This is a genomic window from Streptomyces sp. DSM 40868, from assembly GCF_011820545.1.
In the GTDB taxonomy this organism is placed as follows: Bacteria; Actinomycetota; Actinomycetes; order Streptomycetales; family Streptomycetaceae; genus Streptomyces; species Streptomyces eurythermus.
Window position 1 is genome coordinate 2,442,875 of sequence record NZ_CP050504.1, and the last position, 25,935, is coordinate 2,468,809.

At 71.5% G+C, this 25,935-nt stretch carries 21 protein-coding genes; 7 read left to right on the forward strand and 14 right to left on the reverse strand.

Annotated elements, in window-relative coordinates; translation table 11 throughout:
- Positions 1-19 precede the first annotated feature (19 nt).
- From HB370_RS11015 to uvrC, 11 genes are all read right to left on the reverse strand, one after another.
- Entirely contained in the window at positions 20-1,210 is a 1,191-nt protein-coding gene (locus HB370_RS11015; RefSeq protein ID WP_037703060.1) for an MFS transporter, read from the reverse strand.
- A 198-nt stretch (positions 1,211-1,408) separates the two neighbouring features.
- On the reverse strand, positions 1,409-1,744 hold the full coding sequence (locus HB370_RS11020; RefSeq protein ID WP_078637775.1) for an RNA polymerase-binding protein RbpA: 336 nt from the start codon (positions 1,742-1,744) through the stop codon (positions 1,409-1,411).
- Positions 1,745-1,978: 234 nt separating this feature from the next.
- The gene (gene secG / locus HB370_RS11025) at positions 1,979-2,215 is read right to left on the reverse strand and encodes a preprotein translocase subunit SecG (RefSeq protein WP_078637776.1); all 237 of its coding nucleotides are present in this window, start codon (positions 2,213-2,215) and stop codon (positions 1,979-1,981) included.
- Between the two features lie 108 nt (positions 2,216-2,323).
- The gene (gene tpiA / locus HB370_RS11030) at positions 2,324-3,100 is read right to left on the reverse strand and encodes a triose-phosphate isomerase (protein ID WP_030792325.1); all 777 of its coding nucleotides are present in this window, start codon (positions 3,098-3,100) and stop codon (positions 2,324-2,326) included.
- A gap of 5 nt (positions 3,101-3,105) precedes the next feature.
- Entirely contained in the window at positions 3,106-4,317 is a 1,212-nt protein-coding gene (locus HB370_RS11035) for a phosphoglycerate kinase (RefSeq protein WP_030792329.1), read from the reverse strand.
- A gap of 134 nt (positions 4,318-4,451) precedes the next feature.
- On the reverse strand, positions 4,452-5,459 hold the full coding sequence (gene gap / locus HB370_RS11040) for a type I glyceraldehyde-3-phosphate dehydrogenase (protein ID WP_030792332.1): 1,008 nt from the start codon (positions 5,457-5,459) through the stop codon (positions 4,452-4,454).
- Between the two features lie 298 nt (positions 5,460-5,757).
- On the reverse strand, positions 5,758-8,703 hold the full coding sequence (locus tag HB370_RS11045) for a M14 family metallopeptidase (protein ID WP_030792334.1): 2,946 nt from the start codon (positions 8,701-8,703) through the stop codon (positions 5,758-5,760).
- 158 nt (positions 8,704-8,861) lie between these two features.
- On the reverse strand, positions 8,862-9,851 hold the full coding sequence (gene whiA, locus HB370_RS11050) for a DNA-binding protein WhiA (RefSeq protein WP_030605113.1): 990 nt from the start codon (positions 9,849-9,851) through the stop codon (positions 8,862-8,864).
- Positions 9,842-10,909: a uridine diphosphate-N-acetylglucosamine-binding protein YvcK gene (gene yvcK / locus HB370_RS11055; protein ID WP_030792337.1), complete on the reverse strand. Its 1,068-nt coding sequence runs from the start codon at positions 10,907-10,909 to the stop codon at positions 9,842-9,844. Before yvcK ends, whiA begins: the two co-directional genes overlap by 10 nt.
- On the reverse strand, positions 10,906-11,949 hold the full coding sequence (gene rapZ / locus HB370_RS11060; RefSeq protein ID WP_030792339.1) for an RNase adapter RapZ: 1,044 nt from the start codon (positions 11,947-11,949) through the stop codon (positions 10,906-10,908). Before rapZ ends, yvcK begins: the two co-directional genes overlap by 4 nt.
- On the reverse strand, positions 11,946-14,066 hold the full coding sequence (gene uvrC / locus HB370_RS11065; protein WP_030792341.1) for an excinuclease ABC subunit UvrC: 2,121 nt from the start codon (positions 14,064-14,066) through the stop codon (positions 11,946-11,948). Before uvrC ends, rapZ begins: the two co-directional genes overlap by 4 nt.
- 568 nt (positions 14,067-14,634) lie before the next feature.
- Between uvrC and HB370_RS11070 the strand changes: the two genes are divergently transcribed.
- Entirely contained in the window at positions 14,635-15,582 is a 948-nt protein-coding gene (locus HB370_RS11070) for a hypothetical protein (protein WP_030792344.1), read from the forward strand.
- 54 nt (positions 15,583-15,636) lie between these two features.
- On the opposite strand, the gene HB370_RS11075 is transcribed toward HB370_RS11070, so the two are convergent.
- On the reverse strand, positions 15,637-16,065 hold the full coding sequence (locus HB370_RS11075; RefSeq protein WP_030792346.1) for a Rieske (2Fe-2S) protein: 429 nt from the start codon (positions 16,063-16,065) through the stop codon (positions 15,637-15,639).
- Positions 16,066-16,359: 294 nt separating this feature from the next.
- Between HB370_RS11075 and HB370_RS11080 the strand changes: the two genes are divergently transcribed.
- Complete coding sequence (locus HB370_RS11080) at positions 16,360-17,280, forward strand: carbohydrate kinase (RefSeq protein ID WP_030792348.1); 921 nt, start codon at positions 16,360-16,362, stop codon at positions 17,278-17,280.
- Positions 17,281-17,470: 190 nt separating this feature from the next.
- On the opposite strand, the gene uvrA is transcribed toward HB370_RS11080, so the two are convergent.
- Positions 17,471-20,548, reverse strand: a complete 3,078-nt coding sequence (uvrA, locus tag HB370_RS11085; RefSeq protein ID WP_030792351.1) for an excinuclease ABC subunit UvrA — start codon at positions 20,546-20,548, stop codon at positions 17,471-17,473.
- A 224-nt stretch (positions 20,549-20,772) separates the two neighbouring features.
- On the opposite strand from uvrA, the gene HB370_RS11090 reads away from it, so the two are divergent.
- The 5 genes from HB370_RS11090 (at position 20,773) to HB370_RS11110 (ending at position 25,340) form a co-directional block, all read left to right on the forward strand.
- Positions 20,773-21,459, forward strand: a complete 687-nt coding sequence (locus HB370_RS11090) for a maleylpyruvate isomerase family mycothiol-dependent enzyme (protein WP_030792354.1) — start codon at positions 20,773-20,775, stop codon at positions 21,457-21,459.
- A gap of 82 nt (positions 21,460-21,541) precedes the next feature.
- Entirely contained in the window at positions 21,542-22,198 is a 657-nt protein-coding gene (locus tag HB370_RS11095) for an MBL fold metallo-hydrolase (protein WP_030792357.1), read from the forward strand.
- A 538-nt stretch (positions 22,199-22,736) separates the two neighbouring features.
- Positions 22,737-23,621 carry an ABC transporter substrate-binding protein gene (locus HB370_RS11100; RefSeq protein ID WP_030792360.1) on the forward strand — a complete coding sequence of 295 codons (885 nt, stop codon included), beginning with the start codon at positions 22,737-22,739 and terminating at the stop codon, positions 23,619-23,621.
- The gene (locus HB370_RS11105; protein ID WP_030792363.1) at positions 23,618-24,544 is read left to right on the forward strand and encodes an amino acid ABC transporter permease; all 927 of its coding nucleotides are present in this window, start codon (positions 23,618-23,620) and stop codon (positions 24,542-24,544) included. Before HB370_RS11100 ends, HB370_RS11105 begins: the two co-directional genes overlap by 4 nt.
- 67 nt (positions 24,545-24,611) lie before the next feature.
- Entirely contained in the window at positions 24,612-25,340 is a 729-nt protein-coding gene (locus HB370_RS11110; protein WP_051816136.1) for an amino acid ABC transporter ATP-binding protein, read from the forward strand.
- Between the two features lie 14 nt (positions 25,341-25,354).
- Here HB370_RS11110 and aroQ read toward each other — a convergent pair whose 3' ends face one another.
- Entirely contained in the window at positions 25,355-25,828 is a 474-nt protein-coding gene (gene aroQ, locus HB370_RS11115; RefSeq protein WP_030605150.1) for a type II 3-dehydroquinate dehydratase, read from the reverse strand.
- Positions 25,829-25,935: the final 107 nt, after the last annotated feature.

The window sequence follows — 25,935 nt, forward strand, 5'->3', positions numbered from 1 at the left end:
TCCCGCTGCCGGCTCCAACCTAATTGATCAGCGCCCGGTGCGAGTCGTCGTCCGGCGTCACCCCGCGTATGTCCTGCTTGCGCAGCGGTATCAGCGCGGCGACGGCCGCGGCGAACAGCACGGCCGCGAGCAGGGCGGGTCCGTTGAGGCCGTACAGCCCGGCCACGGCGCCGCCGAGGAAGGCGCCGAGCGGGGCGCCGGAGACGGAGGCGGTGCGGAAGGCGGCGGCGATGCGGCCCACCATCGCCCCGGGGCTGCGTTGCTGCATCAGCGTGACCTGGTTGACGTTCCACACCATGTTCATCGCGCCGAGCAGGACCATTCCGGCGACCAGCGCGGCCACGTGCCGGACGGAGCCGATGAGCAGCAGCGAGCCCGTCTGGATCGCGCAGCCGTACAGCAGGGCCCGCACCCGACCCGTACGGCCGGCGATCCGCTGGGCGGCCAATCCGCCGGCCAGGCTGCCGGCCGAGTACGCCGTCATGGCGGCGACATAGCCGCTGTCGCCCGCGTCCAGCCAGCGGGTGACGTGCAGCGCCAGCGTGGCGATCAGGGCGCCCATGCCGATGTTGCACAGCAGGGTCGCCAGGCACACCGCGCGCAGCACCCGGTCCCGGCCCAGGGCGCGCAGGCCCGCGCCGACCTCCGAGCGCAGGGTGCTGCCGGCCGCGCGCGGCTCCCGCTCCGGCGGCCGTACCCGCAGGGACGCCACGAGCGCGGCGGCCACCAGATAGGTGCCGGCGTCCGTCGCGAACGGCGTGAAGGCGCCGGCCGACAGCAGCAGGGGCACGAACGGGGCCGCCAGCAGCCCGCCGGCGAGTTGCTGACCGGTCATCAGCCGGGCGTTGGCGCTGCCCAGTGCCCCGCGCGCCACCAGGGAGGGCAGCAGGGCCGTGGCGGCGTTGTCGAAGAGCGTCTGGAGCGCGGTGAGCGAGAAGGCGAGGGCGATCAGCAGCGGGACGGAGGCGTGCCCCAGGGCCACGGCGAGGGCGAATCCGGCGACCAGCACGCCCCGCGCGGTGTCCACGAGCCACATCGCCCGCCGCTGGTCGACCCGGTCCGCCACGGCGCCGCCGAACAGCCCGAAGAGCAGCCAGGGCAGATAGCCGCAGGCGGTGACGGAGGCGACGACGAGGGGCTCGTCGGTGAGGCGCACGGCGAGCAACGGCAGCGCGGAGTTGCGCAGCGCGTCACCGAACCGGGACACCACGGCGGCCGTCCACAACCGCCCGAATCCCCCGCGCCAGGCGGGGCCGCCCCCGCTCTCCGTGCCGGCTCCGGCCACGCTCTCCCCCTCACGATGTCCGATGCACACACCGTAGGGGGCACCACTGACAATCGGTCGGCGCCGAGAGGGCGTCAGACGGCTCCGGCCGGGCGCCCTCGGGCACCCGGCCGGTGTGAAGTGCTAGATCTCGCCCCGCAGTTTGGCGAGCGCCTCGGCGAGGATCGCCTCGCCGTCCGCGTCGCTGCGCCGCTCGCGTACATACGCGAGGTGCGTCTTGTAGGGCTCGGTGCGCGGCGGGGCCGGCGGGTTGTCCCGGTCCTGGCCGGCCGGAAAGCCGCAGCGGGGGCAGTCCCAGGTCTCGGGAACCTGCGCGTCGCTGGCGAAGCTGGGCTGCGTCTCGTGCCCGTTGGAGCACCAGAAGGAGATGCGCAGACGCGGCGCGGACTCGCCGCGCTCGGCCTCGCCCATCGGCCCCGCCCCGACCCGGCTTCCTCGGATCGCGTTGCCACTTGCCACGGTCGTAACTCCCTGCGTGATGGTGCCGCGAAGCGAGTCGGCGTTTCGCTTCGCCGCGAGCGCCTCAGTCTACGTAAGGCCCAACGCGCGTCCAGTGATTGGAGTTACCGGCCCCCACACCAAGACGCAAGCCCCATGATAGGCCGCGCTCACAGGCGCGTACCCAACATGGGGCTTTGCGTGGGAAATCCGTGGCGCGCTCCGGAAGTACGGCCGGTTCGCGCTGGTCGGGCGTCAGCTGTTCGACTTCATCACGAGGCCGAGGACGATGATGCACGCGAACCACAGCAGGCCGATCACGATGGTGATCCGGTCGAGGTTGCGCTCGGCGACCGAGGAACCGCCGACGGAGGACTGCATGCCGCCGCCGAACATGTCGGACAGGCCGCCGCCCTTCCCCTTGTGCATCAGCACCAGCAGCATCAGCAGCAGGCTGAAGACGATCAGGGCGATCGAGAACCCCAAAACCACGGCTGGACCAACTTCCTCGGATTCGGATGGACGACGGGGGCACAGCGCTCGGCTGTGCCCCCGCAAGAGTACGACGTATCGCCGCTACCGCCTACTCACGGTCCGGCGTCACTGATCGCGGAAGCGCACGATCTTGACGAACTCGTCGGCGTCCAGCGAGGCACCGCCGACCAGGGCGCCGTCGATGTCGGGCTGGGCCATGATCTCGGCGCAGTTGCCCGACTTCACGGAGCCGCCGTACTGGATGCGGACCTTGTCGGCCACGTCCTGGGAGTACAGCTCGGCGACCTTGGCGCGGATGGCGGCGCAGACCTCCTGGGCGTCCTCGGCGCCGCAGACCTTGCCGGTGCCGATGGCCCACACGGGCTCGTAGGCGATCACGACGGTCTCGGCCTGCTCGGCCGGGAGGTCCTTCAGGCCGCCCTCGACCTGGGCGAGGGTGTGGGCGACGTGGTTGCCCGCCTCGCGGACGTCCAGTTCCTCGCCGACGCACAGGATCGGGGTGAGGCCGTGCTTGTAGGCGGCCTTGACCTTGGCGTTGACCACTTCGTCGGTCTCGTTGTGGTACTGGCGGCGCTCGGAGTGGCCGATCACCACGTAGGTGCACTTCAGCTTGGCCAGCATCGGCCCGGAGATCTCGCCGGTGTAGGCGCCGGAGTCGTGCCGGGAGATGTCCTGGGCACCGTACTTGATCTTGAGCTTGTCGCCGTCGACCAGGGTCTGCACGGAGCGCAGGTCGGTGAAGGGCGGCAGGACGGCGACCTCTACGGCCTCGTAGTCCTTGTCGGCCAGGGCGAAGGCGAGCTTCTGGACGTGCGCGATGGCCTCGAGGTGGTTGAGGTTCATCTTCCAGTTGCCCGCCATCAGCGGCGTGCGCGTGCTCATCGAGGTCAGTCCTCCAGTGCGGCGAGGCCGGGGAGCGTCTTGCCCTCGAGGTATTCGAGGGAGGCGCCGCCACCGGTCGAGATGTGGCCGAATGCCTTCTCGTCGAAGCCGAGCGTGCGCACGGCCGCGGCGGAGTCACCGCCGCCGACGACGGTGAAGCCGTCGGAGTCGACGAGGGCCTGGGCGACCGCCTTGGTGCCCTCGGCGTAGTCGGGGTGCTCGAAGACGCCCATGGGACCGTTCCAGAAGACGGTCGCGGCGTCGGCGAGCTTCGAAGCGTACAGCGTACGGGTCTCAGGGCCGATGTCCAGGCCCTCCTGGTCGGCCGGGATGGCGGTCGCGGCGACCGTGGTGGGGTTGGCCGGGGCCTTGGTCTTCAGGTCCGGGAAGTCGGGCGAGACGAGGACGTCGACGGGGAGGACGAACTCCACCCCGCGCTCCTCGGCGCGCTTCATGTACTCCTTGACCGCCGGGATCTGGTCCTCCTGGAGCAGGGAGATGCCGACCTCGTGCCCCTGGGCCTTGAGGAAGGTGTAGGCCATGCCGCCGCCGATGAGGATGCGGTCGGCCTTCTCCAGCAGGTGGTCGATGACGCCCAGCTTGTCGGACACCTTGGCGCCGCCGAGGACGACCGCGTACGGCCGCTTGACGTCGTCGGTGAGCTGCTTCAGCACACCGACCTCGGTGGCGATCAGGTGGCCGGCGTAGTGCGGCAGCCGGGCCGGGAGGTCGAAGACGGAGGCGTGCTTGCGGTGGACGGCGCCGAAGCCGTCGCCCACGTAGACGTCCGCGAGGGCGGCGAGCCGGTCGGCGAACTCCCCCCGCTCGGTGTCGTCCTTGGACGTCTCGCCGGGGTTGAAGCGCAGGTTCTCGATGACCGCGACCTGGCCCGGCTGGAGGCCGTCGACGGCGTCGTGGGCGGCGGGGCCGACGGTGTCCTCGGCGAAGGCGACCGGGGCGCCGAGCAGATCACCGAGGCGCTCGGCCGCGGGCAGCAGCGAGAAGGCGGGGTCCGGGGCACCCTTGGGGCGGCCCAGGTGCGAGGCGACGACCACCTTGGCGCCCGCGTCCGCGAGGGCCTTGACGGTGGGCAGGACGGCGCGGATGCGGCCGTCGTCGGTGATCGTGCCGTCGGCGAGCGGCACGTTGAGGTCGGCGCGGACGAAGACCCGCTTGCCGCTCACGCCGTCGGCGAGAAGTTCGTCGATCGTCTTCATGGGGTGGACTCCTGAGGAGGGCTCGTGTGCACCTGATCGTAAAAGGGCGTGGTCGCTACGTGGGACAGGGCCCGGTCAGCGCGACGGTGCGCTGCCCGAGCCCTGCTCTCACTTCGTGGTCCTGCTGTTTGCGATCAGAGCTGGTTGCCGACGAAGACCGTGAGGTCCACGAGGCGGTTGGAGTAGCCCCACTCGTTGTCGTACCAACCGATGACCTTCACGTTCTTGCCCTCCTGGACCATGGTCAGGGAGGAGTCGAAGGTGCAGGACGCCGGGGCGTTGACGATGTCGGAGGAGACGATCGGGTCCTCGGTGTAGTCGAGGAGGCCCTTCAGCTCGCCCTCGGCGGCCTTCTGGAAGGCGGCGTTGACCTCTTCCTTGGTGACCTCGCGGCTCAGCTCCACGACCAGGTCGGTGACCGAACCGGTCGGGACCGGGACGCGCATGGCCATGCCGTCCAGCTTGCCCTTGAGGTGCGGCAGGACCAGGGCGGTGGCCTTGGCGGCGCCGGTGGTGGTCGGGATGATGTTCTCGGCGGCGGCACGGGCGCGGCGCAGGTCCTTGTGCGGGAAGTCCAGGATGCGCTGGTCGTTCGTGTACGCGTGCACCGTCGTCATCAGGCCCTTGACGATGCCGAAGTTCTCGTCGAGGACCTTGGCCATCGGCGCCACACAGTTGGTGGTGCAGGAGGCGTTGGAGATGACGTTGTGGTTCGCCGGGTCGTACTTGTCCTGGTTGACGCCCATGACGATGGTGATGTCCTCGTCCTTGGCCGGAGCCGAGATGAGGACCTTCTTGGCGCCGCCGGCGAGGTGCTTGGCGGCGTCCTCGCGCTTGGTGAAGATGCCGGTGGACTCGATGACGATGTCGACGCCCAGCTCGCCCCACGGGATGTCCGCCGGGTTGCGCTCGGAGAGCACCTTGATGGTGTGACCGTCGACGGTGATCGTGTCGGCGGTGTGGGAGACCTCCTGCTTGAGGCGACCCAGGATCGTGTCGTACTTGAGCAGGTGGGCGGTGGTCGCGGTGTCACCCAGGTCGTTGACAGCCACAACCTCGATGTCCGCCCCCTGCTCCAGCAGGGCGCGGAAGTAGTTACGACCGATGCGGCCGAAGCCGTTGATGCCTACGCGGATCGTCACGAACCGATCTCCTCGTTGGTACGCCGGCTATGCGGTGCCGGCGAGCTCTGTTTGGGATGTCCCCGACCACCCCCGACCCTACCTCTCTGAGGCCCCCTGGGTGACATCGAGATGACCCATACACGGGCAGGCGGTCCGTACCCGCCAGTAGAGGTACGGACCGCCCCGGATCGACAGTGGATTCACCCGTATTTGTTACGGAATTCCGGGCGCCCACGACGTCATTTTCACTCGTTCGTGAGCGGGTCGGCTCACTTGATGAACTGCTCGTCCGCGCACCGTTGAGAGGGGTCTCCGCTCACCTGTCGAGCGCGGCGAACGCCTTCCTCAGCAGGGCCGTCCGGTCGGCCGCCGAGACCACCTGTTCCAGACCGAACCCGAGCAGCACGGTGTCGTCCGTGGTGACCGCCGCGTAGGTCCGGAACAGGGCCCCGGTGCGGGTCCAGTCCTTCTGGACCGGGGCGCTGCCCGCGGGCGGTCCGGCCGCCCGCCAGGCGCCCAGGGACGACTCGAAGCCCTCCGTCTGGCGCGCCGCGCCGCCGACGACCAGCGATGCCTCGTCGGCCAGGACGCCGTACCCGCCGGTGCCGGTGTCGGTGACGTACCCGATCGAGACCTCGACGGACTTCCCGGCGTACGCGCTCAGGTCGAAGCTCACCTGCTGCCAGCCGGCGGAGGTGCCGTTGAGGCTGTTCCAGGAACCGGTGGTCCCGGTCGCTGCGCAGCCGTTGCCGGCCGGCGTCAGATAGTGCCCGAGCCAGGGGTGCTCACCGACCAGGGAGCCGCACTCCGCCGGCACGGCCGTCCGCGTGGCACCCGAGGCCTCCGGCAGCGTGGTCCAGTCGTCGGCGCCCACGGTGCGCGCCTCGAGCACCACGTGGTCGTAGCCGGGTTCGGTGTCCCACAGCAGCCGGGCCTTCAGGGCCGGCTGGTCGGCGGCGGTGACACCGGTGAGGTCGATGGTGCGGGTGAGGCGCTTGTAGGCGTTGTCGGTGTGCGCGGCGGCGGCCATGAAGGCGCCCGCGTACGGCCCGTACGGGTTGACGGTCCCGCTGAACGCCCCCGCGCCCGCGCTCTGGAACTGCGGGAACTCGGCGACCGGCAGTTCCTCGGAGGTGACGCCGTAGGTACCCGCCGCGTCCAGCGGGTTGCCGGGCGCGTCGCCGAGGGCGCCGGAGAAGCCGGCGAGGGCGCCGGAGCCGGTGAAGCCGGTGGCTCCCTTGGCCGGCATGTGGCTGTAGGCGCCCAGGTAGTACTGGCTGAAGTCGTCCGACAGGGTGCCGTCGCCGAGGTCGACGCTGCCGCCTGCCCGCTCCCCTGCCTCGATCAGCCTGCCGCCCTCGTTGAGGTAGGCGCGCAGTCGCAGCTGGGTGGCGTTGCCGGGGCCGCTCGCGCCGGAGTAGTGCACGACCGTCCGGAAGTGCTTCAGCACGCCGAGCGCGTCCGGGGCGCCCTGGGTGGCGACGTCCCATACGAGGGCCCGGTGCCCGGCGGCCCGGAGCGCGTCCGTGTAGGCCCGTGCCTGGGTGGCGGTGGTGCCCTCCTCGGCGACCACGAGCGTGTCGGCGGCCGGCCGCCGCGCGACGGTGTAGGTGAAGTGGGGGCTGGAGACCTTCTTGCCGCTCCTGGTCTCGCCGGTGAACCACACCTCCACCCGGTCGCCCGGCTCGCCGTCCCGCACCTTGGCGCGGTACTCGTCGAAGTAGAGGTTGTCCTCGCCGCCGTAGGTCTCGCCGCCCTTCCAGGGCCTGAGCGCCTGGTCGAGGGTACGGCCGCCGTTGACGCGGTACTTGAGCTCCTTGTCCCGGACCGCCTTGCGGGCGACGACCGCGACCTCCTGGTCCGCGCCCCGGGAGTAGGACGTGGTGAACGCGGCCGGGGTGAAGTCGGCGGCGTCCAGGCCGACGGCGGAGGCCGGTCGGTCGGGGTGCGCCGCGGTCTCGGCGACGGAGAGCGCGAACGGGACGTTCTTGGCGAACTCCCGCTGGATCAGTCTCTCGTCGTCGGGGAAGGTGAAGCCCGACCGGCAGTCCCGGCTGTCCCAGGCGTCGTCCGGGTCACTGTCCGACACTGTCTGACAGGTCGACATCTCCGGGGTGAACATGGCCATCCCGTTGACGTTCGACGCGTGGCCGTCCGCCTCGCCGTTGGTGGTGTACAGCTCGGAGGAGACCTGCGGGTGGTACCCGGGGACGGCCGAGTTGTCCGGCGTGCCGGCCAGTGCCCGGTAGAGGACGTCGTCGGGGGTCGCCGTGGCCACCTGCCAGCCCACGCCGTAGAGCAGGAGCTCCGCCGCGGAGTGGTAGTTGATGCCGTAACGGAAGCCGATCCGCTTCTCCAGGGCGTCCAGGGCCCTGGTCTCCGGCTCGGAGGCGGGGCTCGCGCCACGGTAGGTCTGGCTGGTGGGGTTGGGGGACGAACCCTCGTTGTCGTAGCCCCACTTGTAGGGGAAGTTGCGGTTGAGGTCGACGCCGTCGCCGCTGCCGATGACCCCGTCACCGTCGACGTCCCGCAGGTTCTTGCGCCACAGGCGGGTCTCGGGGCCTTTGAAGGTGTAGTCGTAGCCGTCCGGGTTGGCCGAGAGGACGAACCACAGCTCGGTGGAGTCGACGATCCTCTTGACGCGCCGGTCGGTCTTGTAGTGGTCCAGGTAGTAGTGCATCAGCCGGCGGGTCATCTCCGGCGTGATCCACTCGCGCGCGTGCTGGTTGGACATGTAGAGCACGGCGGGCTTGGAGCCGTCCTCGGACTTCCTGGCGTTCCCGGTCAGTTTGAGCGCGAGGATGTCCTGGCCCTTGATGGTCTTCCCGATGGACTCGACCTTGGTGAGGCCGGGGTTGGCCGCGGCGGTGCGGAGGATCTCCTCCTTCAGCCCGCCGCTTCCGCTGTACGGGCGGAACACGCCCTGGGCCGCGCCCTCGACCCGGGCCTCGGCCTTGGCCGAGAGGGTGTGCTCGGTGAGGGCGACGCCCTGCTCGCGCAGTCGCGCGGCCTGCTTGCCGGTGAGGTAGACCTCGACCCGGGTCCTGCCTCCCGCGGCCGTCCGCTCACCGAGTTCGTGACCGTCCTGGCCGGCCTCGAGCAGCAGGGGTACCTGTTGCTCCGTGACCTCCGCGTGGAAGACCCTGACCTCTTCCGGCGCGGGTGCCGGGTCTTCGCTCCGTGCCTGGGCTGTGGGTGCGAGGCTCGCTGCGCCGATCATCAGCGCGCCGACAGCGAGGATCGATCTCGCTCCGTGTCTCATGAACCCCCCTACAGATGGTCCGCACCAGTGGCGAACAAGGCTGCCAGGCTCATGGCACTCGATGATCGAGTCAAGAGCGCCTCATGGACACGCGAACGCCGGTGCCGGCCACCCGAAAGGGGGACGTCGGCACCGGCGAGTTGACGCTCCGTCCGGTTTCAGCCGGCCAGGTTCTCGGCCAGTTCCTCGGTGAGGTTGGCCTCCGTACCCGGGATGCCCAGGTCGGCCGCGCGCTTGTCGGCCATCGCCAGCAGCCGGCGGATACGGCCCGCGACCGCGTCCTTGGTCAGCGGCGGGTCGGCGAGCGCTCCCAGCTCCTCCAGGGATGCCTGCTTGTGCTCCATACGCAGCCGGCCGGCGGCGGCGAGGTGCTCGGGAACCTCGTCGCCGAGGATCTCCAGGGCCCGCTGGACACGGGCGCCCGCGGCCACGGCGGCCCGGGCCGAGCGGCGCAGGTTGGCGTCGTCGAAGTTGGCGAGCCGGTTGGCCGTGGCCCGCACCTCGCGGCGCATCCGGCGCTCCTCCCAGGCCAGCACCGACTCGTGCGCGCCCAGCCGGGTGAGCAGGGCGCCGATCGCGTCGCCGTCGCGGACGACCACCCGGTCCACCCCGCGCACCTCGCGGGCCTTCGCGGCGATGGACAGTCTGCGGGCCGCGCCGACCAGGGCGAGGGCCGCCTCCGGGCCCGGGCAGGTCACCTCCAGGGAGGAGGAGCGGCCGGGTTCGGTCAGCGAGCCGTGCGCCAGGAAGGCTCCGCGCCAGGCCGCCTCGGCGTCACAGGTGGCCCCGGAGACCACCTGCGGGGGCAGCCCGCGGATCGGCCGGCCCCGCCCGTCCACCAGGCCGGTCTGCCGGGCCAGCTGGTCACCGCCCGCGACGACCCGGACGACGTAGCGCGAGCCGCGGCGCAGCCCGCCGGGGGCCATCACGATCAGCTCGGAGCTGTGCCCGAAGATCTCCAGGATGTCCCGCTTGAGCCGGCGCGCCGCCATCGCGGTGTCCAGCTCGGCCTCGATCACGATGCGCCCGCTCACCAGGTGGAGGCCGCCGGCGAACCGCAGGATGGCGGAGACCTCCGCCTTCCTGCAGCAGGTCCGGGTGACGGGGAGCCGGGAGATCTCGTCCTTCACCGCTGCCGTCATCGCCATGGGCCGATCCTTCCATGCATCCGAAAAATACGGTCGTACGCGGCGGCCAACAGCTCCGGGTCGTGCCGGGGAGTTCCGTCGGGCCGGGCCACCGGCGCCAGCTCGACCGCGGCTCCCAGCCGCTTGGCGGCCTCGGTGAGCGAATCGCGGTCGGGCACGGCGGCCTCGTCGGCCAGCACCACGTCCAGGGCGAGTTTAGGGGCGTGTCGCCCCAAAACCTCCAAATGACGCTGCGGGGAGAAGCCCTCGGTTTCTCCCGGCTGCGGCGCCAGGTTCAGGGAGAGCACACGGCGCGCCTTGGTCTCGGTGAGCGCGTCCAGCAACTCGGGCACCAGCAGGTGCGGGATGACCGAGGAGAACCAGGAGCCGGGGCCCAGCACCACCCAGTCCGCGTCCAGCACCGCCGCCACGGCCTCGGGGACCGCGGGCGGGTCGTGGGGCACCAGGTGCACCGACTGCACCTCGCCGGGGGTCAGGGCGACCGTCGCCTGCCCGCGCACCGTGTCCACGTCGTCCGGGCGCTCGGGGTCGTGTCCCTTGACCAGGGCCTGCAACTCCAGCGGCACGGCGGACATGGGCAGCACCCGGCCGTGCGCGCCGAGCAGCTTGCCGACCAGGTCCAGGGCCTGCACATGGTCGCCGAGCTGCTCCCACAGGGCGACGATCAACAGGTTGCCGACCGCGTGCTCGTGCAGATCGCCCTGGGACTGGAAGCGGTGCTGGATGACCCGGGCCCAGGTCTGGCCCCACTCGTCGTCCCCGCACAGCGCGGCCAGCGCCTTGCGCAGATCGCCGGGCGGCAGCACACCCAGCTCGTCCCTGAGCCGGCCGCTGGAGCCGCCGTCGTCGGCCACGGTGACGACGGCGGTGAGATCGCCGGTGATCCGGCGCAGCGCGGCGAGCGACGCGGACAGGCCCATGCCGCCGCCGAGCGCGACCACCTTGGGCTGGGCGCCGCGCCGGCGGGGCCGGCCGCCGCGGGCCTCGGCCGGGCGGCCGGCGCGCGCCTCGGGCACCATCCGGCGCAGCCTGCCCAGCCGCGGTGTACGTTGCGTCATTCCCGTCCCATGTCCCGGTGTACGACCACCGTCTCCACGCCCTCGGCCGCCAGGCGCGCGGCGAGCTTCTCCGACATCGCGACCGAGCGGTGCTTGCCGCCGGTACAGCCGATGGCGATGGTCACATACCGCTTGCCCTCGCGCCGGTAGCCGGCGGCGATGAGCCGCAGGAGTTCGGCGTACCGGTCCAGGAACTCCTTCGCACCGGGCTGGTTGAAGACGTAGGCCGCGACCTCCTCGTTGAGGCCGGTGTAGGGGCGCAGCTCCGGGACCCAGTGCGGGTTGGGCAGGAACCGCATGTCCGCGACCAGGTCGGCGTCGACCGGGAGGCCGTACTTGAAGCCGAAGGACATCACCGTGGCCCGCAGCTCGGGCTCTTCCTCGCCGGCGAACTGGGCGTCCATCTTGGCGCGCAGCTCGTGCACGTTGAGGCTGGATGTGTCGATCACCAGGTCGGCGTCGCCGCGCAGCTCGCGCAGCAGCTCGCGCTCGGCGACGATGCCGTCCACGATGCGTCCGTCGCCCTGGAGCGGATGCGGCCGGCGCACCGATTCGAAGCGGCGGACCAGGGCCTCGTCGGAGGACTCCAGGAAGACGATCCGCCGGGTGACGCCCCGGGTGTCCAGGTCGGCGAGGGACTCGCGCAGGTTGTCGAAGAAGCGCCGGCCGCGCACGTCCACGACGACCGCGATCCGCGCCACGTTGCCCTGTGAGCGGGCGCCCAGTTCCACCATGGTGGGGATGAGGGCGGGCGGCAGGTTGTCCACGACGAACCAGCCGAGGTCCTCCAGACACTTGGCGGCCGTGGACCGGCCGGCTCCGGACATACCGGAAATGATCACCAGCTCGGGGATGGCCGCCTCGGGGACCCCGGCTGTCTCGCTGCCCGTACTCACCTGTGCTCCGTTGTCCTGGCCCGTCTCCCGGCCGGCGTCGGGCCGGGCCGGGCCCTGGCCGGTGTCGTGCCGGACGGCCTCGCCGCCCGTGGCGCCGTGCGTCCGATCTCGCTGTGCCGTGGGCTGTGCCTCGTGCTCCGTCATGTCTCCTGCCCCCGTCGTTCGTCCGGGACGCCCGCGGTCACGGGCTCCCCCGAGGAACCCCCCGTCGTGCCGGGTTCCTCGTCCTCAATGATCTCTCCGGTCGCCGTGTTCACGGCGGGTGCGGCCGGGGCCGCCTGGGCGAGGGCCACGGCGATGGTCTCCGCGGTCTTCCGGCCTATCCCGGGCACTTCCTGGATCTGCTCGATTGTGGCGGACCGCAGCTTCTTCACCGAGCCGAAATGCTTGATGAGGGCCTGTTTGCGGGTCTCCCCGAGGCCGGGGACGTCGTCCAGCGGGCCGGCGCGGAAGCGCTTGGCGCGCTTGGTGCGCTGGTAGGTGATCGCGAAGCGGTGCGCCTCGTCACGCACCCGCTGGAGCAGGTAGAGCCCCTCGCTGGTGCGGGGCAGGACCACCGGGTCGTCCTCGCCGGGCACCCAGACCTCCTCCAGGCGCTTGGCGAGACCGCAGACGGCGATGTCGTCGATGCCCAGTTCGTCCAGGGCGCGCTGGGCCGCGGCGACCTGCGGCTGACCGCCGTCGACGACCACCAGCTGGGGCGGGTAGGCGAACTTCCTGGGCCGGCCGTCGTCGTCCTTGAGGGAGTCCGTGATCACCTCCGGGCCGGCGAGCGTGCCGTCGGTGTCCGCGCCGTCGATGCCGGTGCCGCCGTCGCCGACGGGGCCGGTGCCGGTGCCGTCGGCCCACTCCCCCGTCCGCTCCTTCTCCGCGAGGTAACGCCGGAAGCGGCGGCTGATCACCTCGTGCATGGAGCGGACGTCGTCCTGGCCGGCGAAGCCCTTGATCTGGAAGCGGCGGTACTCGCCCTTGCGCTGGAGCCCGTCCTCGAAGACGACCATGGAGGCCACCACGTCGTCGCCCTGGAGGTGGGAGATGTCGTAGCACTCGATGCGCAGCGGGGCGCTGTCCAGGCCGAGGGCCTCGGCGATCTCCTCCAGCGCGCGCGAGCGGGTGGTCAGGTCGGAGGCGCGCCTGGTCTTGTGCAGCGCGAGGGACTGCTGGGCGTTGCGCTGCACGGTCTCCATGAGCGCCTTCTTGTCGCCGCGCTGCGGGATGCGCAACGACACGTTCGCCCCGCGGCGGCCGGTCAGCCACTCCTGGACCGGCTCGACCGGCTCGGGCAGGGCCGGGACCAGCACCTCCTTGGGGACGGCGTCCCCGCTCTCCTCGCCGTACAGCTGCTGGAGGGCGTGTTCGACCAGGGCGCCGGTGGTGACGTCCTCGACCTTGTCGGTGACCCAGCCGCGCTGACCGCGGACCCGGCCGCCGCGCACGTGGAAGATCTGCACGGCCGCCTCCAGCTCGTCCTCGGCGACGGCGATGAGGTCGGCGTCGGTCGCGTCGGCGAGGACGACCGCGTTCTTCTCCATGGCCTTCTTCAGCGCCCCGATGTCGTCGCGCAGGCGGGCCGCCCGCTCGTACTCCATCTCCTCGGCCGCCTCCATCATCTGCTTCTCCAGACGGCGGAGGTAGGTGCCGGTCCGGCCGGCCATGAAGTCGCAGAACTCCTCGGCCAGCTCCCGGTGGTCCTCGGGGGTGATCCGGCCGACGCAGGGCGCGGAGCACTTGTCGATGTAGCCGAGCAGGCAGGGGCGGCCGGTGCGGGCGGCGTTCTTGAACACGCCGGCCGAGCAGGTGCGCACCGGGAACACCCGCAGCAGCAGGTCGACGGTGTCCCGGATGGCCCACGCGTGCGCGTACGGCCCGAAATACCGAACGCCCTTCTTCTTGTGACCGCGCATCACCTGGACGCGGGGGAACTGCTCGCTCATCGTGACCGCGAGGTACGGGTAGCTCTTGTCGTCGCGGTACTTGACGTTGAACCGGGGGTCGTACTCCTTGATCCAGGAGTACTCCAGCTGCAGCGCCTCGACCTCCGTGGACACCACGGTCCACTCCACGGACGCGGCGGTGGTCACCATCGTCCGGGTGCGCGGGTGCAGGTTCGCCAGGTCCTGGAAGTAGTTCGCCAGGCGCTGGCGCAGGCTCTTCGCCTTTCCGACGTAGATCACCCGGCGGTGCTCGTCGCGGAACCTGTACACCCCCGGAGAGTCCGGGACGTCACCCGGCCTGGGGCGGTAGCTGGAGGGATCGGCCATGTCTCACACCCTACTGGCGAGCACCGACACCGCGTCGGGCCTGTGCCGGGCCTGTGGATAACCCTCGCACTCGTTACCGCGGCCCGCCCGGAGCGACGGTGCGCCACGGGTGGCCGGGGGTGCGTCGTGAGCCGGGGGGTGAGCGGTGGGCCGGGGGTGAGTGGTGAGCCGGGCGCGCACGGTGGGCCGCCCTGCTCCGGGACGGCCGCGCGGGACCGGCATGTCCGACGGCCGGGATCCGGCCATGCCGGGTGCCGGGGACGCGTCGGCCGCCGCCCGCCCGCCGCTCTCCGGTGGGGCCCGGGACGAGGGCCACCGCGACCCGGCCCGGCCCGCTCCGCCGTCCGCACGACGGCGAGGTCCGGCCAGTCGTCCGGAACGACCGAGCCGAGGTGTTGTCGGGTCCTGGTCAACACGCTTCAATGCGGGGGAATCGGCGCCGCGCACCCAGGTGTGCGGGCTCGGCCTGCCCGGCCCCGGGTGTGCGCCGCGCCCGCGGAGGCGGTCCCGCACACCCGCGCAGGCGGTGTGACCGGCCGTAGCGACACTCACAGAAAGGCCCCTCGGCATGCGGCATGCCACAGAGCACGCGGACGTCCCCGCCATGGAACTGGCCACGGCCCTGCGGGGCGGCCCCTTCCACGTGGCGCTGCGCGCCGCGATCGCCGCACGCGGACTGCCGCTCCAGCGGGTGCAGCACCATCTGTCACGCCACGGGGTCAAGGTGGGCGTCACCAGCCTGAGTTACTGGCAACAGGGCGCGCGCCGCCCGCAGCGCCCGGAGTCGCTGCGGGCCGTACGGGCGCTGGAGGAGATCCTGCGGCTGCCCGACGAGTCGCTGATCCGGCTGCTCGCCGCGTCCGACGGACAGGCGCCCGCCGACCACCCGGCGGGCCGCTCCTACCGCTCCCTGGTCGAGGCGTCGGACGTGCTCGACCGGCTCACGGCCGGCCTCGACTGGTCACTGGACGGCGGTTTGCGCACCCTGAGCCACCACGAATGCGTCCGGATCGGCGCCCGGCGGGAGCTGGCGAGCCGTGAGGCCCACCACATCGTGCGCGCCCATCGCGACGGCGTCGACCGCTTCGTCGCCGTCCATCACGGAGACCCCGGCTGCGACCCCCGCCGCGTCACCGTGCACGCCCTGGAGAACTGCCGCACCGGCCGCCTGCGCTGGGACCGGGACACCGGCGTCCTGGTGGCCGAGCTGCTCTTCGGGACACGGCTGCGCTCGGGCGACACCTTTCTCTTCCGGTACGCCGTCGAGGACGGCACGGCCGGGGCGTCCCGTGAGTACGCGCACCGGTGCGGCTTCCCCGGCGGCCAGTACGCGCTCCAGGTGCGCTTCGACGGGGCGGCACTGCCGGTGCGCTGCCATCGCTTCGCCCAGCACTCGGTGGCGGCCCCGCGCACCGGCCGGCAGGAGCTGTCCGTGACCGGTCCCCACCACAGCGCCCATCTGGTCGAGCCACGGCTCCGGCCGGGCATCCTGGGGATCGCCTGGCACTGGGAGTGACCGGCCCCGCGCCGCCCGGCCGTGGGGGCGCTGCCCGGTCCCGCGGCTCCGCGGTCAGTTCGCCGGACCGGCGACGATCCGGCCGTCGTCGGCCTTCACCGCCAGCTCGGTCAGTGGCTCGGTGGCCGGCGCCGCGACCACCTTGCCGGTGACGGCGTCGAACCGGCTGCCATGGCAGGGACAGATCAGCGTCGTCCCCTCCAGCTTGTTGATGGGGCACCCCGCGTGCGTGCAGATCGTGCTGTACGCCTTGAGGCCACCGTCCTGGTCACGGCTGACCACCACGTTGTGATCCCGGTAGAGCTTCGCCCCGCCCTTCGCGACCTCGCTCTCCTTGCCGAGGTCGACGGACTCGAGGGCGGCGGACGAGGACGAGCCGCCTTCGTCCGGGGAGGAACACGCGGCCAGGGCGAGCCCGGCGACCGGGGCGGCGGCGGCCCCTCGAAGGACGGTACGACGGCTCGCGCAGGAGCGGGCGGGCATCTTGGACTCCACTGGTCAAGGGGTGTGCGGAGCGCACGATACCGGGACAGAGGGGCCGCTCCTCGGGCGGGGGGCGGCGGGCGTGATCGCTCACGTGAGCGTTTACGCCGGGCCGGGTCATGGGATAGCGTCCCGGCCGGAAGACGACCGGGGGCCGGGCGGTCGGATCGGTGAGGAACGGTGGGCCCGCGCGGTGAAGGTTCGTCCACCGCGTGTCCTGCGGCCGCCCCGGTGCCGGGTCGAAGCCGCCGGAGGCACCGCACCATCCGCGCTGTCCGAGAAGGGAACCGCCTCGTGATCGTCGTCGCCGGTGAGGCACTGATCGACCTGGTACCGCAGGGCCCGGGTGCCCTCGCGGACCTGAAGCCGGCGCCGGGCGGCGGCCCGTACAACACCGCCGTGGCCCTCGGCAGGCTCGGCTCCCCCACCGCCTTCTGCTCGCGGTTGTCCTCCGACGCCTTCGGTGAGGCCCTGCTCGACGGGCTGCGGCGGGCCGGGGTCGAGGTGTCCCTCGTGCGGCGGGGGCCGGAGCCGACGACCCTCGCCGTGGCCACGCTGGACGCCGGCGGCTCGGCCGCCTACTCCTTCTATGTCGACGGCACCGCCGACCGTCTGTTCACCGCCCCCGCCGCGCTCCCCGCCGGGACGCGCGCGGTCTCCTTCGGCACCTGCTCGCTCGTCCTGGAACCGGGGGCGAGCGCCTACGAGGAGCTGCTGCGGACCGCTGCCGGGCAGGGGCTGTTCACCGCGCTCGACCCCAATATCCGGGCGGGACTGATCCCGGACGCGGACGCCTACCGGGAGCGTTTCCAAAGCTGGCTGCCCTCGGTGACGCTGCTGAAGCTGTCCGCGGAGGACGCGGCATGGCTCGGCGGCACGCCGCGCGCATGGCTGGCCGCGGGACCGGCGGCCGTGGTGATCACGCGGGGCGGCGACGGTCTGACCGTGTTCACCCGGGACGGCGGGGAGCATTCCGTGCCGGGCGAGAAGGTCGATGTCGTGGACACCATCGGGGCCGGCGACACGGTGAACGCGGCCTTGCTGCACGGGCTGGCCGCCCGTGACGCGCTGTCCGCCGAAGCGCTCGCCGCCCTCGGGGCGGAGGGCTGGACACGGCTGCTGCGCTTCGCGGCGCGGGCGGCGGCGATCACCTGCTCGCGGGCGGGGGCCGAGCCGCCGTACGCGGCGGAGCTGGGTGATCCTGCCGCGCTGTGAGCGGCTGTTGTTCCCTGTGCTGTTGACAAGGTACGACCGGGCCGGTGGTGGTGCGGGGGCCTGACGGGCCGCCGGACCGGGCCTGCTGGTGGTGGAACGAGCGGCGCCCCGCGGGAAGTTCCCGCGGGGCGCCGATTTCTTGATGAGACGTCAGGCCGGCTGCACCGAGCCGTCCTCGGGGTCCGTCGTCTCAGGAACTGCGGGTCCGCGTGGTCTTCTTCGCGGGCGTCGCCTTCTTCGTGGCCGTGGCGGCCTTCTTGGTCGCGGTGCTGTTGGCCTTGGCCGTGGTGGTGCTGTTGGCCTTGGACTTGGCGGCGGTGCTGTTGGCCTTGGCCGTCACCGTCTTCCTCGCCGGTGCCTTGGCCGCGGCCGTCTTCCGGGTCGTGGCGCCGCGCTCCGACTTGACCTGCTGGGCGTCGCTGACGCGGTCGGCGCCGAGGATCTCCCGCAGGAACTTGCCCGTGTGGCTGGCCGGGACCCCGGCGACCTCCTCCGGCGTGCCCTCGGCGACGACCAGGCCGCCTCCGGCGCCGCCCTCGGGGCCCATGTCCACGATCCAGTCGGCGGTCTTGATCACGTCGAGGTTGTGCTCGATGACGATGACCGTGTTGCCCTTGTCGACCAGTCCGCCGAGGACCGTGAGCAGCTTGCTGATGTCCTCGAAGTGCAGACCGGTGGTCGGCTCGTCCAGGACGTAGACCGTGCGCCCGGTGGATCGCTTCTGCAGTTCGCTGGCGAGCTTGACGCGCTGCGCCTCACCACCGGAGAGGGTGGTGGCGGACTGGCCGAGGCGGACGTAGCCGAGACCGACGTCGTTCAGCGTCCTCAGGTGGCGGGAGATCGCCGGGACCGCCTCGAAGAAGTGCATGGCCTCCTCGATCGGCATGTTCAGGACCTCGGCGATGGACTTGCCCTTGTAGTGGACCTCCAGGGTCTCCCGGTTGTACCGGGCGCCGTGGCAGACCTCGCACGGGACGTAGACGTCCGGGAGGAAGTTCATCTCGATCTTGATCGTGCCGTCGCCCGCGCAGTTCTCGCAGCGACCGCCCTTGACGTTGAAGGAGAACCGGCCGGGCAGGTAACCCCGGACCTTCGCCTCGGTGGTCTCGGCGAACAGCTTGCGGATGTGGTCGAAGACACCGGTGTACGTCGCCGGGTTGGACCGCGGGGTCCGGCCGATCGGCGACTGGTCGACGTGCACCACCTTGTCCACCAGGTCGTCGCCGTCGACGCGGGTGTGCCGTCCGGGGACGGTCCGGGCGCCGTTCAGCTCGCGGGCCAGGTGGGTGTACAGGATGTCGTTGACCAGGGTCGACTTGCCGGAGCCGGAGACTCCGGTGACGGCCGTGAACACGCCCAGCGGGAAGGACACGTCGATGTCCTGGAGGTTGTTCTCACGGGCGCCGTGCACGGTGAGCTGCCGGGACGGGTCGCGCGGGCGGCGTACGTCCGGGAGCGGGATCGACTTGCGGCCCGAGAGGTACGCGCCGGTCTGCGACTCGGTGTTGGCCAGCAGTTCCTTCACGGAGCCGCTGTGCACCACCTTGCCGCCGTGCTCGCCGGCGCCGGGGCCGATGTCCACGATCCAGTCGGCGACCTTGATCGTGTCCTCGTCGTGCTCCACGACGATGAGCGTGTTGCCCATGTCGCGCAGCCGGACCAGGGTCTCGATCAGCCGGTGGTTGTCCCGCTGGTGCAGACCGATGGACGGCTCGTCCAGGACGTACAGGACGCCGACGAGGCCGGAGCCGATCTGGGTGGCCAGGCGGATGCGCTGGGCCTCGCCGCCGGAAAGGGTGCCGGCCGCGCGGTTGAGCGAGAGATAGTCCAGGCCGACGTCGACCAGGAAGCGCAGCCGTTCGTTGACCTCCTTCAGGACCCGCTCGGCGATCTTCTTGTCACGGGCGCTCAGCTTCAGCTCGCCCAGGAAGTCCGCGCAGTCGCTGATCGACATCGCGGAGACCTCGGCGATCGACTTCCCCATGATCGTGACCGCGAGAACGATGGGCTTCAGGCGCGTGCCCTCGCAGGAGGGGCAGGGCACCTCGCGCATGTAGCCCTCGAAGCGCTCGCGGCTGGCGTCGCTCTCGGCCTCGCTGTGCCGGCGCTTGACGAAGGGCACCGCGCCCTCGAAGGGGGTGGTGTAGACCCGCTCGCGGCCGTACCGGTTGCGGTAGCGCACCTCGATCTGGGTCTTGTGGCCGTAGAGCAGGGCCTTCTTGGCGCGCTGCGGCAGGCCCGCGAAGGGGATGTCCGTGCGGAAGCCGAGGGCGTCCGCGAGGGCGCCGATCAGCCGGCCGAAGTAGTCCTTGGTGTGTCCGTGCGACCAGGGGTGGATGGCGCCCTCGTCCAGGGACTTGTCCTCGTCCGGGACGATCAGCTCCGGGTCGACCTCCATGCGCGTGCCGATGCCGGTGCACTCGGGGCAGGCGCCGAAGGGCGAGTTGAAGGAGAAGGAGCGGGGCTCCAGCTCTTCGAAGGACAGGTCGTCGTACGGGCAGTAGAGGTGCTCCGAGTACATGCGCTCGCGCTCGGGGTCGTCCTCGGGGAGATCCACGAAGTCGAGCACGACCATGCCGCCGGACAGGCCGAGGGCCGTCTCCACGGAGTCGGTCAGGCGCCGCTTGGCGGAGTCCTTCACCGTGAGGCGGTCCACGACCACCTCGATGGTGTGCTTCTCCTGCTTCTTCAGGGCCGGCGGGTCGGACAGCTGGACGGTCTGGCCGTCCACGCGCGCGCGGGAGTAGCCCTTGGTCTGGAGGTCGGCGAAGAGGTCGACGAACTCGCCCTTGCGCTCGCGCACCAGCGGGGAGAGCACCTGGAAGCGGCTGCCCTCGGGCAGCTCCAGGACCTTGTCCACGATGGCCTGCGGCGACTGGCGCGAGATCGGGCGGCCGCACTCGGGGCAGTGCGGCTTGCCGATGCGCGCGAAGAGCAGACGCAGGTAGTCGTAGACCTCGGTGATCGTGCCGACCGTCGAGCGGGGGTTGCGCGAGGTCGACTTCTGGTCGATGGAGACCGCAGGGGAAAGACCCTCGATGAAGTCGACGTCGGGCTTGTCCATCTGGCCGAGGAACTGCCGTGCGTACGAGGAGAGCGACTCCACGTAACGGCGCTGGCCCTCCGCGAAGATCGTGTCGAAGGCCAGGGAGGACTTGCCCGACCCGGACAGGCCCGTGAAGACGATGAGCGAGTCACGAGGCAGGTCGAGCGAGACATTCTTCAGATTGTGCTCGCGCGCGCCACGGACGATGAGACGGTCGGCCACGCCGGTCCGCACCTTTCTTGGGAGAAGTGACAGGGGCGGGGCCCCCGTGCTTCTTCAGACTAGGGGGAGCCACTGACAACGTCGGGCGGATTGCCCGGTTGCATAACAATCCCCGGCCTTCCAGCATGCCCGATGCCGTCACCGACGATATAGCACGTGCATTCGATTTGCGGGCGGGGTTCGTCACCTTCACCCGAAGGAGTGGCCGGGCTAGGGTCGGCGCCATGATGGATCACGCTCATGACCTGGCCTGTGTACGTGAGGCGACCGACCGGCTGCTCACCGCGGTCGCCGCACTGGACAACGCCGCGCTCGCCGGGCCGTCACGGCTCCCGGGCTGGAGCCGCGGGCACGTCCTCGCCCACCTCGCCCGGAACGCGGACGCGCTCGTGAACGTCCTCGAGGGCCGCCCCATGTACGCGAGCGCCGAGGTGCGGAACGCCGACATCGAGGACGGCGCGGCACGTCCCGTGGAGATCCAGGTCGCCGACGTCCGGGACAGCGCGGCCCGCTTCGAGGCGGCCGGGGACGTGCCCGCGGACTGGACGCGCACCGTGGAGCTGCGCAACGGGGTCACCGACTCCGCGTCGCGGGTCCCGTTCCGCCGGTGGGCGGAGGTGGAGCTGCACCACGTGGACCTCGGGATCGGGTACGAGCTGGAGGACCTGCCGGCCGAGTTCGTGGAGCGGGAGACCGGTTTCCTCGCGGAGCGGTTCTCCGGACTCCCCGATGTCCCGGCGGTCCGCCTCACGGACGGCACGCGCGCGTGGGTCACCGGGCGCGGGGCCGACGTGCCCGGGATCACGGTCACCGGCCGGCCGGCGGACCTGCTGGGCTGGCTCGCCGGGCGCCGCGACGGCGCGGCTCTGGAGGTGGCCGGCGGGGACCTGCCGAAGCTGCCCCCGCTCTAGAGACCGCCCGCGGGGGCCACGGCCGTCCCCGGACCCGTCCGAGCGGCCGTGCACCGGGCCTGTACCGCTATAGGCTGCCGACATGACGTACTCCGGAGAGGTCAAGGTCGGCGGACCGGCGGATGTGCACGAGCTGAAAGACCTGATGATCACCAAGATCGCGGTCGGCCCGATGGACAACAACGCCTACCTGCTGCGCTGCCGGGCCACCGACGAGCAGCTCCTGATCGACGCCGCCAACGAGGCGCGGACGCTCCTCGGCACGATCGGTGACGACGGCATCGCGTCCGTCGTCACCACGCACCGGCACGGTGATCACTGGCAGGCGCTCGCCGAGGTCGTCGCGGCCACGGGCGCGCGTACGTACGCCGGCCGCGAGGACGCCGCCGGCATCCCCGTGCCCACGGACGTCCTCGTCGACGACGGCGACGTGATCAGGGTGGGCCGGGTGGAGCTGACCGCGCGCCATCTGGTCGGCCACACGCCCGGCTCGATCGCGCTGGTCTACGACGACCCGCACGGCCACCCGCACGTCTTCACCGGCGACTGCCTCTTCCCCGGCGGTGTCGGCAACACGCACAAGGACCCGAAGGCGTTCGCGAGCCTGATCCACGACGTGGAGACGAAGATCTTCGACGTGCTGCCGGACGAGACATGGGTCTACCCGGGACACGGCAACGACACGACGCTGGGCGCGGAGCGGCCGCATCTGCCGGAGTGGCACGCGCGCGGGTGGTGAGTCCTGGGGTCGGCTGTGCCGGACCCAGGACCCAGCGGAGTGGCACGCGCGGGTGACGAGCGGGGAACGGGCCTGCACGGACGTCCGCACGGTTCCGTCCCCCGGGTGCCGCCCGCGCCCCTCGCCGAGCTCCCGGTGCTGAAACCAGCGGCGCCCGGCGGGCGTTCTGCCGTCCTCGCGCTCCGCGCGGGCACGTCGCACGCGCGCCGGGCGTGAGACGCACACCACACATGCTCCGGGCGCACACCGCCTCGGCACGCGCCCCGTGTGATTCCTTCGCCCGTACGGAGCCCCCGTGCGCACTCGCGGAGAACGGCGCTCCGCAGTCAACTGGTAGCAGCCCGCGCAGGACACCGGTTCCTGAAGCGGTAGGGCCGCCGGTCTCCAACCCACCGCCCTCGGCCGGCGGCCCAGTACACCGCCTGCGCGCGCGTGTGACACGCGGCCGCGTTCACACAGCCGCAACACCCGTTCCCACCATTCGGACAACTACCGCTGTGACCTGGACAGATGCCGCGTTCGCTGCCACTCTCCCGCCATGCATCCTGCCCCTCGCACCCTGCGCCGCGCGGTCGCCGCCGTCACCGTAGCCCTGCTCGCCACCGCTGTCGGCTGTGCGCCGCAGCCCGAGGAGAAGGCCTCCGCCACCTCGTCCGGGCCGGCCGCGAAGAGCTGCGCCAAGGGCAAGCTCGCCACGAAGACGTCCGGGAAGCTGACGATCGCGACGGACGAACCGGCGTACGAGCCCTGGTTCAAGGACGGCAAGCCCGCGAACGGCCAGGGGTTCGAGTCGGCGGTCGCCTATGCCGTGGCGAAGCGGCTCGGTTATGACAAGAGCGCGGTCGTCTGGCAGAGCGTGCCGTTCAACAAGGCGTTCGCGCCGGGGGTGAAGAGCTTCGACTTCGACATCAACCAGGTTTCGATCAGCGACGAGCGCGAAAAGGCCGTCGACTTCTCCTCCGGCTACTACGACGTACGTCAGGCCGTCATCGCACTCAAGGGCGGCAAGGCGGCCAAGGCGACGAGCATCGCCGACCTGCGCGACCTCAAACTGGGCGCCCAGGTGGGCACCACGAGCCTCGAGTACATCACCGGCCTGGTGAAGCCGACCCGGCAGGCGGCCGTCTTCGGCAAGAACGACCAGGCCAAGTCCGCGCTGAAGAACGGTCAGGTCGACGCCGTCGTCACCGATCTGCCGACCGCGTTCTACATCACCGCTGCCGAGGTCACGGACGCGAAGATCGTCGGCCAGTTCGAGAACCAGGGTGGCGCGCCCGAGCAGTTCGGACTCGTGCTGGACAAGGGGAGCGCGCTGACCTCGTGCGTGACCGCCGCCGTCGACGCCCTGCGCGAGGACGGCACGCTGGCCGGCATCGAGAAGCAGTGGCTCTCGGACGCCGTCGACGCCCCGGTGCTCAAGTGACGGTCGTCAAGGGCGACCCGGCCCCGGAAGGGGCGGACGACACCGGTGACATGACCCGTGGCGGCCCCGGCGGCGACGGCTACGTGCCCTCCGAACGGCGGCTGGCCCGCGAACGCCACCGTCGCGCGCGTGCCCGTCGCGCCACGGCGATCGCGGCCGTGTCGACCCTCGTCACCGCGGCACTGCTCTACCTGGTCGTCGTCAACGCCCCCGGCTGGCCGCGCACCAAGGAAACCTTCTTCAGCGCGCACTACGCGCGCGAGGCGTTCCCGAAGGTCCTCGACGGGCTGTGGCTGAACCTCCGGTTGCTGCTGGTCTGCGGGGCCGCCGTCCTGGTCCTCGGCATGCTGATCGCGATCGCGCGGACCCTGCGCGGCCCGGTCTTCTTCCCGCTGCGGGTGCTGGCGGCGGCGTACACCGACTTCTTCCGCGGGCTGCCGCTGATCATCAACCTGATGATCGTCGTCCTGGGCGTGCCTGCGCTGCGGCTGCAGGGGGTGACGGTCGATCCGGTGCTGCTCGGCGGCACGGCGCTGACGCTGACCTACTCGGCCTATGTGGCGGAGGTGTTCCGGGCCGGCATCGAGTCCGTCCATCCCTCGCAGCGCGCGGCGGCCCGCTCGCTGGGCCTGACCAGCCGGCAGACCCTGCGCCACGTCGTGCTGCCGCAGGCGGTGCGCCGTCAGGTGCCGCCGCTCCTCAACGACCTGGTGTCGCTGCAGAAGGACACCGGCCTGGTCTCCATCGGCGGTGCGGTGGACGCCGTGCGCGCGGCCGACATCATCGTGGGCCGCAGTCTGAACTACACGCCGTACATCGTCGCGGGGCTGGTCTTCGTGGCGCTGACCATCCCGATGACCCGGTTCACCGACTGGGTGACGGCCCGGACGGACCGTCAACGGGCGCAGGGAGGGTCCCTGTGAGCACCCGGGGAGGATCGCTGTGAGCACGCTGGAGAACGCGCCCGAGGGCCACGGGCCCGTCCTGCGCATGGAGTCGGTCCGCAAGACCTTCGGCGGCTCGGTCGTCCTGCGGGACGTGCACCTGGAGGTCGCCCCGCACACGGTGACCGCGCTGATCGGCGCCTCCGGTTCGGGCAAGTCCACGCTGCTGCGCTGCGCCAACCTCCTGGAGGAGATCGACGACGGCGCGATCTGGCTGGACGGCGAGGAGATCACCGACCCGCGGGTGGACCAGGACGCGGTACGGCGCCGGATCGGCGTCGTCTTCCAGGCGTACAACCTGTTCCCGCACATGACCGTGCTCGACAACATCACCCTCGCGCCGCGCCGGGTGCACGGGGTGGCCCGCGCGGAGGCCGAGGAACGGGCCAGGGAGCTGCTGGAGCGGCTCGGCCTGGCCGGGAAGGCGGATGCCTACCCCGACCGGCTCAGCGGCGGCCAGCAGCAGCGTGTGGCGATCGTACGGGCCCTCGCGGTGCGGCCCCGGCTGTTGCTGCTGGACGAGATCACGGCCGCCCTCGACCCGGAACTGGTGGGCGAGGTGCTGGAGGTGGTCCGCGGCCTGAAGGAGGAGGGGATGACCATGGTGCTGGCGACGCACGAGATGGGGTTCGCGCGGGACGTCGCCGACCAGGTGTGCTTCCTGGACGGCGGGGTCGTGCTGGAGCGCGGCAGCGCCGAGCAGGTCTTCGGCGAGCCGCGGCACGAGCGCACCCGGCGTTTCCTGCGCCGGATCGTGGAGGCGGGCCGGCTGTAGTCCCGCGCGCGGGGTTACGCGTCCGCCCGCGCCGCGCCGAGCAGCGCCGCGACCCGCTCCACGCCGAACACATAGCCCTGCACTCCGCAGCCGGCGATCACGCCGTCGGCGCGCTGGGAGACGTACGAGTGGTGCCGGAACGGCTCGCGCTGGTGGATGTTGGAGATGTGCACCTCCAGCACGGGCATGCCGTCGCAGGTGTTGAGCGCGTCCAGGATGGCGACCGACGTGTGCGAGTACGCGCCGGGGTTGATGACGATCCCGCAGTGCCCGAGCCGCGCCTCGTGGATCCAGTCGACGAGCTGACCCTCGTGGTTGGACTGCCGCAGGTCCACCGTGCCGCCGTAGGCGGCCGCCGCCTTGGCGCACAGCGCCTCCACGTCGGCCAGCGTGTCCTTGCCGTAGATCTCGGGCTGGCGCTGGCCGAGCAGGTTCAGGTTGGGCCCGTTGAGGATCATGATCGGTGCGTTGGCCAGGGTGCGGGGCACGGTTCCTCCGGTCCGTCGGTGGGCGGCGCGTCAGCGACCGCCGCTCGTCACGGACCGGTCTATCACGCCCTCCCCGGGCGGACAGCCGGTGGTGCACGCCCTCGCCA